Annotated in this window: 8 protein-coding genes; all 8 read right to left on the bottom strand. The window is 72.4% G+C overall.

The features are described 5' to 3' along the window. Positions 1–12: 12 nt before the first annotated feature. Entirely contained in the window at positions 13–1,053 is a 1,041-nt protein-coding gene (locus ACFTWP_RS09370; RefSeq protein ID WP_380263650.1) for a substrate-binding domain-containing protein, read from the bottom strand. A gap of 116 nt (positions 1,054–1,169) precedes the next feature. Beyond that, positions 1,170–2,216, bottom strand: a complete 1,047-nt coding sequence (locus ACFTWP_RS09365; protein ID WP_380263649.1) for a substrate-binding domain-containing protein — start codon at positions 2,214–2,216, stop codon at positions 1,170–1,172. Positions 2,217–2,495: 279 nt separating this feature from the next. Next, entirely contained in the window at positions 2,496–2,900 is a 405-nt protein-coding gene (locus ACFTWP_RS09360; RefSeq protein ID WP_380263648.1) for a hypothetical protein, read from the bottom strand. Beyond that, positions 2,890–3,420, bottom strand: coding sequence for a DUF1508 domain-containing protein (locus tag ACFTWP_RS09355; RefSeq protein ID WP_380263647.1), 531 nt, complete (start codon positions 3,418–3,420; stop codon positions 2,890–2,892). The genes ACFTWP_RS09360 and ACFTWP_RS09355 overlap by 11 nt, the downstream gene beginning before the upstream one ends. A 154-nt stretch (positions 3,421–3,574) precedes the next feature. After that, complete coding sequence (locus tag ACFTWP_RS09350) at positions 3,575–5,407, bottom strand: GAF domain-containing sensor histidine kinase (RefSeq protein ID WP_380263646.1); 1,833 nt, start codon at positions 5,405–5,407, stop codon at positions 3,575–3,577. 153 nt (positions 5,408–5,560) lie between these two features. After that, on the bottom strand, positions 5,561–9,280 hold the full coding sequence (cydD, locus tag ACFTWP_RS09345; protein ID WP_380263645.1) for a thiol reductant ABC exporter subunit CydD: 3,720 nt from the start codon (positions 9,278–9,280) through the stop codon (positions 5,561–5,563). Between the two features lie 82 nt (positions 9,281–9,362). Beyond that, a complete protein-coding gene (gene cydB / locus ACFTWP_RS09340; RefSeq protein ID WP_380263644.1) occupies positions 9,363–10,388 on the bottom strand; it encodes a cytochrome d ubiquinol oxidase subunit II in 1,026 nt (341 codons plus the stop codon). A gap of 13 nt (positions 10,389–10,401) precedes the next feature. Next, positions 10,402–11,946, bottom strand: a complete 1,545-nt coding sequence (locus ACFTWP_RS09335) for a cytochrome ubiquinol oxidase subunit I (protein ID WP_380263643.1) — start codon at positions 11,944–11,946, stop codon at positions 10,402–10,404. Between the last annotated feature and the right edge of the window lie 160 nt (positions 11,947–12,106).

Here is a 12,106-nt window from a genome sequence, read left to right as displayed (position 1 = left end):
CGAGCGCGAGGGTCAGCTGTGCGTGGTGCCGCCGCAGGCCGCGACGGTCAGGAAGCCGTAGCTGCGGATGTCGGCCTGGCCGGCCGTGCAGATCCAGCCGCCGGGTCCGAAGATGTTCCGCAGCGCGGCGCCGTGGGCGTCGGTGGCGTTCCACTCCGCCACCCGGACCACGGAGTAGAAGGTCCGGCCGTACGGGCCGGCGGCGAGGGCGGGGTTGACCGTGTGGGTCGGGGTGATCGGCGCGACGCCGTTGACGGAGCGCAGGCTCAGGTAGCCGGGCGCGTCGGTGACGGTGGCGTGGCCGCCGTACACCTGGCCGACGTAGTGGCCCACCGAGTAGGGGAAGACCACGTTCGGATCGCTGAACGCGACGTCCGTGCCCTCGTCCTCCTGCGGGCCGACCAGGACGTTGGCGCCCGGGGTGGTGACGCCGATCGTCTTCAGGAAGAACGCCCGGGTCGAGGAGCCGGTCTGCGGCAGGTACGGCTTGATCGCCACGTGCGGGCCGGCGTAGCCCGCGATGTCGGTGATCTGGTCCCAGGTGGTGTAGACGCCGTTGTAGATGTTCTTCAGGTCGGCCGTGGTCAGGTTGGCGGGGGCGTTGCCCCCGGCGGCCTTGGCCGACCAGGTCACCGCGTCCTTGGCGAGGACGACGAAGAGGTCCGACACCGGGTCACCGGCCTGCGGGCCCCGGTCGCTCCGGACGTAGTCCACCGTGGCGGCGGTGGTGGTGTCGAGCAGTTGCAGACCGGTGTCCGAGGTACGCGGACGGGGGACGGAGCCGGCCCCGACCTTGGGCACGATCGTCGCGGAGCCGTCGGCGTCCCAGCTGTACAGGCGGGGCGAGGTGGTGTCCCCCGCTCCGGTGAGCTGGGCGTTGTAGTCGGTGGAGAACTGGCCGTAGAGGGCCTGGGTGACCCGGACCCCGACTCCGACGATGCTGTTGGCGGGGGGCGCCACCGGCGGGTCCGCCACTGCGGTGCCGGTCGCCGCACCGAGCAGCGAGGCGGCGAGGGCGGCGGCGGTGAGCAGCTTGGCGGCGGTCGTGCGCATCGTCTGGCTCCCTGGTCCCGAGTGGTGCGGAAGTCGCCGGTCGGCCCGGCGGCCGGGGGCGTGCTGCCCCCGGCCGCCGAGTGTGTGACGGTGGATCAGATGTGCGTGGTGGTCGATCAGATGTGCGTGGTGCTGCCGCAGCCACCGATGGTCAGGAAGCCGTAGCTGGCGATGTCGGCGGCGCCGTTCGTGCAGATCCAGCCGCTGGTGCCGAAGATGTTGCGCAGGGCGGTGCCCTTGGTGGTGGCGGCGGTCCACTCGGCGTTACGGACCACGTTGTACAGGGTGCGGCCGTAGGTCGGGTTGGCGAAGGTCGGGTTGATCGTGTTGCTCGCGGTGAGCGGGGCGACACCGTTGATCGAGCGCAGGCTCAGCACGCCGGCCGCGTCGGTGCCGGAGGAGTGGCCGCCGTAGACCTGGCCGACGTAGTGGCCGACCGAGTACGGGAAGATCACGTTGGCGTCGTTGAGGGCGGCGTCGGTGCCCTCGTTCTCCTCGGGGCCGGTGACGACGTTCGCACCCAGGGTGGTGACGCCGATGGCCTTGAGGAAGAAGGAGCGGGTGCCGGAGCTGGCCTGCGGCAGGTACGGCTTGATCGTGACGTTCGGGCCGGTGTAGCCCGTGATGTCGGTGATCTGGCTCCAGGTGGTGTAGGTGCCGTTGTAGATGTTCTTCAGGTCGAGCGTGGTCAGGTTGGCCGGCGCGTTGCTGCCGGTCGACTTGGCCGACCAGGTGACCGCGTCCTTGGCGAAGCCGACGAAGATGTCGGTGGCCAGGTCGCCGGTCTGCGGCGCACGCGAGGAGCGGGCGAAGTCGATCGGCAGGACGGTCGGGCTGGTCTGGTTCAGCGCGGTGATGCCGGCGCCGGAGCCGTTCGGGCGGGCGAAGGCGGTGGTGCCGGCCTTGGCGGTGATGTTCGCCGAGCCCGTCGCGTCGAAGCTGTAGAGGCGCGGGGAGGTGGTGTCGCCCAGGCCCGTGAGGTAGGCGTTGTAGTCGGTCGAGAACTGGTTCAGAACGGTCTGCGTGGTGTCCGAGCCGACGCCCACGATGTCCTGGGTGGCCGGGACGACGGACGGGTCGGCCATCGCCGTGCCGCTCGCAATGGAGACGAGCGAGGTCGCGAGGGCGGCGGCGGTGAGCAGCTTGGCAGCGGTCTTGCGCATGTTCCGATTCCTCCGGTGGGAGAGACGTACATCGCTACCCGGGGCCCTGATGAGGCCCGGGGCCGGAGTCCGCGGCGGCCGCTCCGGCAGACCTGATCCTGTCGGCCCGGGCGGGACTCCCGGAAGGCCCGGCCGGCCGGCGGCGGCGCCCGGCGCATCGGACGGCGCACGGGCGTCCGGGCAGGTGGCGGGGGCAATGGAGGGGGGCGTGGAGAGGCCGTCGGCCCGGCGACGTTCTTCTCTCGGTGGCGGTTCGGGACCTTGCCGGAAACCTTTGATTCACCAGGGCCACCGGTCGCCCTGGCCGCTGCGGCGGAGCTCCCGGCCGAGCGTCTGGAGGGCGGCCAGGAAGCTGTCCACGCCGCCCTGGCACTGGTCGCGGCGCAGGTAGCCGCGGGCGCTGCGGGCGATCGGTTCGGCCTCCTCGGCGCCCGGCCGGGTGCTGCGCGGCGGGAGGTAGGCCGTCCAGACCCAGAGCCGGGCCTCGGACTGGCCGACGGTGCACCGCAGGGCCGCCCGCTCGATGAGCAACTGTCTTATCGCGGCGGACAGTTCGACCTCACCGCGGTAGGCGCGGGCACCGACGGCGAGCTGCCGGCCGTTGGCGGCGCGCATCGACCAGCCGACCCCGCGGTCCGCGCCGTGCACGGTCAGCAGCCGTGGTCCGCGCGGCTCAGCGGGCATCGGAGGGTCTCAACCGTCTTATCTCCGGCGGGAGTTGCTCCGCGACCTCGGACTTCGGAACCTCGGACTTCGCAGCCTCGGGCGCGGTGGCCAGCTCGGGCGCGGTGGCCGGCTCGGGCGGCTCGGCGGGCTCGACCGCCGGCTCGGCCAGCTTGGCGAGTAACACGACGAACCTCCGGAAGGCGTTCTGGCAGGTCGCGTACCGCTCGTACGGCCGGCTGGAGCGGATCTCGGGCAGTCCGCGGGTGCCGGGGACGACCCAGATCCAGCCGATGCCGTCCCGGACATGGGTGATCCGGGCCACCAGTTCCGGCGCGGCGGTCCGCAGGCTCTCGAAGCTCCGCTCGGCCTCGGCCGGCGTCTCGAACGCGGCCGGTGACACCGCCACGAGCCGTCCGTTCGACGCCTTCAGCTGCCACCGGTACCGCCCGTCGGGCCCGCGTTCGGCCCGGAACCCACCCCTCGGTCCTGCTTTGCCTAAACCTGGCGATACGGCGCGACCACGGGCCGACGCGTCCACTGCTCCCCCCGTCCGATAAGCGAGACGGAGCAAAACTATGTGTGCACACGAGCGCACAGGAAGGGCAGCAAATACACAACTTGCTCCGTTGGCCGGGAAGTTCTCCCTCGTTAAACTTTCACCAAGTGCACACCTCGCGTTGCCTGCGACGTCGTCAGAGCCGAGCCGTCCAGCGCACCGAGGTGCCCTTGCCGTACGGCCCGGGCTCGTGCCAGGCGTCCCCGCCCAGCGCCTCCGCCCGGCGGGCCAGGTTGCGCAGCCCGCTCCGCCGGCCGCCGGCCGGGATGCCCACCCCGTCGTCCGTCACGGACAGCAGGACACCCGGGCGCCCGGACCGCTCCAGCGACTCCGGATCACCCGGGACGGGGTGGCCCTCGTCGTCCAGGTGGACGGTGGCGTCCACGTCCACCCGCACCCGGGACGCCCGCGCGTGGCGGGCCGTGTTGGAGAGCATCTCCCTTAGTGCGGCCAACAGTTGACGACCTGCCTTCTCGCCGACCAGGCTCTCCACCGGGCCGGTGAAGGCCACCGACGGCTTGAACCCCAGCGCGGCCGCGGCCTGGCTGCCCTCGCGCAGGACCCGGGTGCGCAGGGTGTCCGGCTCGTCGCCGCCCTGCCCGTCGTGCTGGAGCGCGTAGATGGTGGTGCGGACCTCCTGGATGGTCGCGTCCAGCTCGTCGACGGCCCGGCCGATGCCGGTCTGCACCTCCGGCACCACCGCCCGCCGGGCGGCGCTCTCCAGCATCATGCCGGTCGCGAACAGCCGCTGGATCACCAGGTCGTGGAGGTCCCGGGCGATCCGGTCGCGGTCCTGGAACACCGCCAACCGCTGCTGGTCGCGCTGGCCCTCGGCCAGCCGCAGCGCCAGCGCCGCCTGCGACGCGAAGGTCTGCGCGAGCTGCTTCTCCGCATCGGTGAACGAGGCCGCGCCCTTGCTGCGCCACACCCCCAGCGCGCCGAGCACCCGGCCGGCGGCCACCATCGGCACCGCCATCGACGGCCCGAAGGTGCGGGCGAGCCTGATCTCCACCGTGGGATCCCCGGACATGTCGTCCAGGTAGACGCTCTCCCCCGCCAGCAGCCTGGCCGCGAACCCGCTCTGCGGCACCAGCTCCCCGGTGACGAACTCGGCCGCCTCCCCGGAGGCGTGCGAGACCCGCAGCTGCCCGTCCCCCGTCGGCAGCAGGATCATCCCGAGCGCCGCCCCCGCCAGCCCGCGGACCTGCTCGGCGGCCACGGTCAGTGCCACCTGCGCCTCGTCGGTGGACAGCAGCGCCGTCGTGACCGCGTTCGCCCCGGCGATCCACCGCTCGCGCCGCCGGCCCTCCTCGTAGAGCCGGGAGTTCTCGATCGCGACGCCGGCCGCGGCGGCCAGCGCGTGCAGCACCTGTTCGTCCTCGGGCGTGAACGCGCCGCCGCCCGTCTTCTCGGTCAGGTAGATGTTGCCGAACACCTCGCCGCGCACCCGGATCGGCTCCCCCAGGAAGGAGGTCATCGGCGGGTGGTGCGGCGGGAACCCGGCGGAGCGCGGGTCCTCCGCCAGATCGGTCAGCCGCAACGGCTCGGGCCGGTCGATCAGCGCCCCCAGGATTCCCCGGCCGGCCGGGAGCTCACCGATCCTGGCGGCCGTCTCCTCGTCCACCCCCACGTGGATGAAGTCGGCCAGCCCGTGGCCGGTGGGCGAGATCACGCCGAGCGCCGCGTACCGGGCGTCAACCAGCTCGGCCGCCCCGATCGCGATCCGCTGGAGCGTGGCGTGCAGGTCCAGCCCGGCGCCGACGGAGACCACGGCCTCCAGCAGCCGCTGCATCCGGTCAGTGACGGCGGCGGCCGACTGCAGCCGCTCGGCGACCTCGGTGACCAGGGTGTCCAGCCCGAGCGAGGCGATCTCGGGTACGCGGTGGGTGCTCGGGGGAGGCCCGGCGGGGGCGGGACCGCCCTGGGCGCGGTCGTCGTGCTGGTCGGGGGAGTCCGGGGTGCGCGCCATGCTTCGAGCCTAGTTTGGGCGGATTTGGACTGCTGGGCGGATGGCGGATCCGGCGCGTCGGACGGTAGGCAAGAGGATGGTGGCGAGGGGATGGTGGGGAGGGGTGGGGAGGGGAGGGGCAAGGGGGACGGCGGGCGCGGCGAGGGGGAGGGGCTAGGGCGCGTCGAGCAGGAGCAGGCCGTCGGCCGCGCGCTCGCGCTGCCACATCGCGTGCAACCGGCTCTCCGGGTCGGCGGTCAGCTCGGCCCAGCCGCCGCGCTCGACCACCCGGCCCCGGTCCAGGACGAGGATCTCGTCGACGGCCCCCGGAGCGGCCAGGCCGGCCAGCCGGTGGGTGATCAGCAGGGTGGTCCGACCGGCGGTCGCCGCCAGCAGGTCGGCGGTGAGGGCGTCGGCGGTGGGGAGGTCGAGGTGCTCGGCGGGCTCGTCCAGGACCAGCACGGGGAAGTCCGCGAGCAGCGCGCGGGCCAGCGCGAGACGCTGGCGCTGGCCGCCCGAGAGCCGCCCGCCGTGCTCGCCGACCATGGTGTCCAGCCCCGCCGGCAGGGTCTCCACCCAGTCGAGCAGCCGGGCCGCCCGCAGCGCCGCGCGCAGTTCCTCCTCGGTGGCGTCGGGTCGGGCCAGCCGGAGGTTCTCGCGCAGTGAGCTGTCGAAGACGTGCGCGTCCTGCGCGCAGAGACCGATCACCCGGCGGACGTCGTCGCCGGCCAGCTCGGCACTGTCCACAGCCTGTGGACGACCGTCGGCCAGCGTGACCGTCCCGCCCGTCCGGTCCAGGAACCGCAGCAGCGCCAGCGCGAGCGTGCTCTTGCCGCTCCCCGACGGCCCCACCACGGCGATCCGACGGCCCGGTGCCAGGGTGAGCGTGACCCCGCCGACCGCGTCCCGCTCCTGGCCCCGGTGCCGGGCGCTCAGAGCCCGGACGGCGATCGGCAGCGGCTCGGCGGGCAGCCCCGCCGGAGCGGCCGGCTCGGTGACGGGCACCGGGGAGTCCAGCACGTCCGCCAGCCGAGCCCGCGCCGCCCTGCTGCGCCCCCGCGCCTGGACGGCGAGCGGCATGCCCGCCACCCCCTCGAACGCGGCGAGCGGCAGCAGGACCACCACCGCCAGGCAGACCGGCGCCAGGGTGCCGTCGGCCACCCCGCGCAGACCGACGGCCGCCGCCGCCGTCACCGTGAGGCCGGTCAGCAGCGACACCAGGCCGGCGCCGAGCGCCGTGGTCGCGGCCGACCGGGCCGCCAGGGCGGTCAGCGCCGCGTCGGCCGCCCGGACGGCCGCCAGCCGGCCGGCGAGCGCGCCCGAGACGGTGAGCTCGGCGGTGCCCGTGAAGGTGTCGACCACCGTGTTCGCGAGCTCGCCGCGGGCCGGCGCCTGCTGTCGCTCCGTCCGGCCGGAGAAGCGGGCCGCGAGCGCCGGCACCACCGCGCCCGCCAGCAGCAGGCCGATCGCGAGGACCACCCCGGCGGCGGGCAGGAACAGCCCCAGGGCGACCGCCGAGACGACGGAGACCGCGCCGGCGATCGTGGCCGGCAGGCGCCAGCGCAGGTAGTGGTCCTGGATCGCGTCGACGTCCGCGACCAGACGGGAGAGCAGGTCCCCGCGGCGGTAGGCCGGCAGGCCCGCCGGGGCCAGCTGCTCCAGCCGGCGGTAGACCGCGGTGCGGAGCGTGCCGAGGGTGCGGAGCACGGCGTCGTGCGAGACCAGCCGCTCGGCGTAGCGCAGGACGCTGCGGCCGATGCCGAAGGCGCGGACGGCGGTGACGGCCATCATCAGGTAGAGGACCGGGGGCATCTCGGAGGCGTACGAGATGAGGTAGCCGGAGGTGGCCATCAGGGCTACGGCGCAGAGGAGGGCGGCGGTGCCGAGGGTGGTGGCTGCGGTGAGGCGGGGTGCTCTGGGGGTGCTCTCGGGTGGGTGGGTGCGGGGGCGGCTCCCGGGGTGGGCACTACGGGGGGCTGCACGATTATCCGACTGCCGACCCTCGTGTGCCGGGTCCTCACCGTTGGCAGTCGGATAATCGCGCACCACGCCCCCCTCCGTGCCCACCCCGTCCGCCGCCCCCTCGCGCAGCCCGACCCTCTCGCTGGTTGGGGTGGGGGGAAGGGGGGTGGTGGGGGTGGGGAGGTGGGTGCGGGTGGTGGGGGTGGGGAGGTGGGTGCGGGTGGTGGGGGTGGGGAGATGGGTGCGGGTGGTGGGGGTGGTGGGGGTGGTGGGGGTGCTCAGGTGGGTGTGGTGGTCGGCTGCTGCCAGGAGGGCGGGGCGGTGGGCGATCAGGAGGACGGTGCGGGTGGGGTCGGTGGTGAGGGTGCGGACGGCGGCGACCACGGCGGCCTCGCTCTCGCCGTCGAGGTTCGCGGTGGGCTCGTCGAGCAGGACGAGGGGGCGGTCGGTGGCGAGCAGGGCGCGGGCCAGGGCGAGGCGTTGGCGCTGGCCGGCGGAGAGGCCGGTGCCGCCCTCGCCGAGGGGGGTGTGGATGCCCTGGGGGAGGCGGGTGGTGAAGTCCAGGGCGTGGGCGGCGGCGAGGGCGGTGCGGACGGCGTCGTCGGTTGCGTCGGGGGTGTTGAGGCGGACGTTGTCGGCGATGCTGCCGGCGAAGAGGTGGGGGTGCTGGGGGACCCAGGCGATCTGGCGGCGCCAGGTGGCGAGGTCCAGGTCGGCGAGGTGGTGGGCGGTCCCGTCCGGAGTGGTCACGGTGACGGTGCCGGCGTCCGGGGCGGTGAGGCCGAGCAGGACGGCGAGCAGGGTGCTCTTACCGGCGCCGCTGGGGCCGGTGAGGGCGGTGGTGGTGCCAGGGGCGAGGGTGAGGGCCGCGTCCTGGAGGGCGGGCGTGCTCCGGCCCGGGTGGGTGACGGTGAGGCCGGTGACGGTGAGGGTGGCGCCGGCCAGGGCCGGGGCCGGGGTGGTGCCGGCGGCCGGGAGCGGGGTCTCCAGGACCTGGAAGATCTCGTCGGCGGCGGTCAGGCCCTCGACGCTGGAGTGGTAGAGGGCGCCGACCTGCCGGATCGGGAAGTAGACCTCCGGGGCGAGGATCAGCACGAGCAGGCCGGTCTCCAGGTCGAGCGTCCCGTCGACCAGCCGGAAGCCGATCGAGACGGCGACCAGGGCGACGGACAGGGTGGAGAGGAGTTCCAGCGCGAAGGAGGAGATGAAGGCGATCCGCAGGGTGCGCAGGGTCGCGCGGCGGTAGTCGGCGGTGATCCGGCCGATCGTCTCGGCCTGGGCCTTGGCCCGGTTGAAGACCTTGAGGGTGGGCAGGCCCGCGACCACGTCCAGGAAGTGGTGGGAGAGCCGGGACAGCCCCGCCCACTGACGGTCCATCCGGGCCTGGGTGGCCATCCCGATCAGGGCCATGAAGAGCGGGATCAGCGGGAGCGTCCCGGCGATGATCGCGGCGGAGGTCCAGTCGGCGCCGACGATCCGCAGCAGCACGACGACCGGCACCACCACGGCCAGCGCCAGTTGCGGCAGGTAGCGGGCGAAGTAGTCGTCGAGGGCGTCGACGCCCCGGGTGGCGAGGGTGGTGAGCTCGCCGGTGCGCCGGCCGGCGAGGTAGACCGGCCCGAGCGCGGTGGCGTGGTCGACCAGCCGGCGGCGCAGGGTGGACTTCACCCTGGCCACCGAGCGGTGCGCGGTCAGTTCGGTCAGCCAGGCGACCAGCGCCCGACCAGCGGCGGTGAGGGCGAGCAGCAGCAGCGGGCCGGTGAGCTGGTCGAGCCCGGCCCGCTGCTGGAAGCCCCGGACGACGATCTCGGCGATCAGGCTCGCCTGCGCCACCACCAGGACGGCGCCCGCCCCGCCGAGGATCACCGACCCCGCGAGGAAGGCGCGGGTCGTGCGGGCGTACCCCAGCAGGCGGGGGTCGACGGGCTTCACGACGGTTCTCCTTGGCGGTGCGGACGGCGCTACGACCGGCCGGGGAACGTGACGGCTGGTCGAGCGCGGCGGCCGGGGAACGTTACGGCTGGTCGAGCGCGGCGGCCGGGTCGTGCCCCGGGATGTGCTGGACGCCGATCCGCTTGCGGAACACCCAGTACGTCCAGGCCTGGTAGAGCAGCACGATCGGGGTGAAGATCGCGGCGACGATCGTCATCAGCTTGAGCGTGTACGGCGAGGACGAGGCGTTGCTGACGGTCAGGCTCCACTCCGGGTTCAGGGTGGAGGGCATCACGTCGGGGAAGAGCGCCAGGAAGAGCATCCCCACCGCGGCCACGATGGTCAGCCCCGAGAGGCCGAACGCCCAGCCCTCGCGGCCCAGCTGGTTGGTCACCAGCGCCCCGACCAGGGCCAGCACCGCGATCACCAGCGCGGCCAGGCTCCAGCCGTCGCCGCTGTCGGCCTGCGTCCAGATCAGGAAGACCAGCGCGAGGACGGCCGTGGCCAGCCCCAGCTGGAGGGCCATCGTCCGGGCCCGGCCCCGGATGTCGCCGACCGTCTTGAGGGCGGCGAACACCGCGCCGTGGAAGGTGAAGAGGAACAGCGTCACCAGCCCGCCGAGGAGGGCGTAGGGGTTGAGCAGGTCCCACAGGGTGCCGGTGTAGTTCTTCTGCTGGTCGATGTCGACGCCCGCCACGATGTTGGCGAACGCGACGCCCCACAGGAAGGCCGGGATCAGCGACGTCCAGAAGATCGCGTGCTCCCAGTTGCGCTGCCAGCGCTCGCCGTCCCGCTTGTGCCGGTACTCGAAGGCCACGCCTCTGACGATCAGGCAGACCAGGATCACCAGCAGCGGGATGTAGAAGCCGCTGAACAGCGTCGCGTACCAGTCGGGGAAAGCGGCGAAGGTGGCGCCGCCGGCCGTCAGCAGCCAGACCTCGTTGCCGTCCCAGACCGGCCCGATGGTGTTGATCAGGACCCGGCGCTCGGCGGTGCCGCGGGCCAGCAGCTTGGTGAGGATGCCGATGCCGAAGTCGAAGCCTTCGAGGAAGAAGTAGCCGATCCACAGGACGGCGATGAGGATGAACCAGACGTCGTGGAGTTCCATGGTCTCTCTGTCCTCAGTAGGCGAAGGCGAGGGGCTTGTCGGCGTCCTCGTCGGAGGACGGTCCGCGCAGCGTCGGGTCCTTCGCCGGGGGCAGCTCGGCGGTGTCCGGGCCGGCCTTGGCGTACTTGACCAGCAGCTTCACCTCGACCACGGCGAGGATCGCGTACAGCAGGGTGAAGGTGCTGAGGGCGATCACCTGGGTGGTCACGCTGACGTTCGGCGAGACGGCGGCGGCCGTCTTCATCAGCCCGAACACGGCCCACGGCTGGCGGCCCATCTCGGTGAAGATCCAGCCGAAGCTGTTGGCGATCAGCGGGAACCCGAGGGTGACGATGCCGATCCGCCAGCTCCACCGGGTGAGGAACGGCCCGAGTTCGCGCTCGGGGGTGAGCATCAGCTTCGGCACCTCGTCGTCCGCGGTGCGGTGCTCGGGCGCCAGGAATCTTCTCTTCCGGGTCGTCCAGAGGCCGAGCAGGCCGACCACGAAGGAGGTCATCCCGAAGCCGATCATGAGGCGGAAGCCCCAGTACGTGACGAAGATGTTCGGGATGTAGTCCTTGGGGTCGCCGCCGTACTTCGCGGCCTCGGCGGCGGCGGTGTCGTTGATGCCCGGCACCGGGGAGCTGAAGTTGCTGTTGGCGAGGAAGGACAGTATCCCCGGGATCTCCAGCTCGACCGAGTTGTGCCCGTCGTTGACGTTGCCGACGGCGAAGATCGAGAAGGGCGCCGGGTCCTGGGTCTCCCAGAGCGCCTCGGCCGCCGCCATCTTCATCGGCTGCTGCTTGAACATGACCTTGGCCAGTTCGTCGCCGCTGAGCGCACTGCCCAGACCGAAGATCACCGCGAGGACGAGCCCGAGCCGCAGCGAGGTGCGCATCACGGCGGTCCGCTTGGGGTCGGCGTTCTCGGGCTTGCGCTTGGCCCGCCAGAGGTGAAAGGAGGAGATGCCGATCACGAAGGCCGCGCCGGTGAGGAAGGCCGCGGTGAGGGTGTGCAGGACGACGACCACGGCGGTGTCCTGGAACAGCACCCGCGCGATGTCGTTGAGCTGGGCCTTGCCGGTGGCCGGGTTGATCTCGTAGCCGACCGGGTGCTGCATCCAGGAGTTCGCCGCCAGGATGAAGTAGGCGGAGAGGGCGGTGCCGATCGCGACCATCCACATGCAGGCGGCGTGCAGCTTCTTCGGCAGCTTGTCCCAGCCGAAGATCCACAGCCCGATGAAGGTCGACTCGAAGAAGAAGGCGATCAGCGCCTCCATCGCGAGCGGGGCGCCGAACACGTCACCGACGAAGCGCGAGTAGTCGGACCAGTTCATCCCGAACTGGAACTCCTGCACGATGCCGGTGACCACGCCCATCGCGATGTTGATCAGGAAGAGCTTGCCCCAGAACTTGGTGGCGTGGAAGTACTTGTCCTTGCCCGTCCGCACCCAGGCTGTCTCCAGCCCGGCCACGATCGACGCCAGGCTGATCGTCAGCGGGACGAAGAGGTAGTGGTAGACGGTGGTGATGCCGAACTGCCACCGCGCAATGGTCTCGTGAGCGACTGCTAGGTCCACTTCGCCCTCTCTCCGGCAGGGTTCCTTTTGATCACATAGCGGACAAACTTCATCTATAGCGACAGAGCATCACGTTGCCACGCAAGCTTGTCCGCTTGTGAACGTGAATACATTCACAAGGGCAGTATCCATCATACTTATGGAGCTGCCGCAAGGGGGG

The sequence above is a fragment of the Kitasatospora sp. NPDC057015 genome, from assembly GCF_042673745.1.
Taxonomy (GTDB): Bacteria; Actinomycetota; Actinomycetes; order Streptomycetales; family Streptomycetaceae; genus Kitasatospora.
This window is presented reverse-complemented; position numbering and strand designations above follow the sequence as displayed.

Excerpts from the sequence above, each read along its gene's own strand:
- ACFTWP_RS09370 (WP_380263650.1), bottom strand. The coding sequence starts at position 1,053 with ATGCGCACGACCGCCGCCAAGCTGCTCACCGCCGCCGCCCTCGCCGCC.
- ACFTWP_RS09365 (WP_380263649.1), bottom strand. The coding sequence starts at position 2,216 with ATGCGCAAGACCGCTGCCAAGCTGCTCACCGCCGCCGCCCTCGCGACC.
- ACFTWP_RS09360 (WP_380263648.1), bottom strand. The coding sequence starts at position 2,900 with ATGCCCGCTGAGCCGCGCGGACCACGGCTGCTGACCGTGCACGGCGCG.
- ACFTWP_RS09350 (WP_380263646.1), bottom strand. The coding sequence starts at position 5,407 with ATGGCGCGCACCCCGGACTCCCCCGACCAGCACGACGACCGCGCCCAG.
- cydB (WP_380263644.1), bottom strand. The coding sequence starts at position 10,388 with ATGGAACTCCACGACGTCTGGTTCATCCTCATCGCCGTCCTGTGGATC.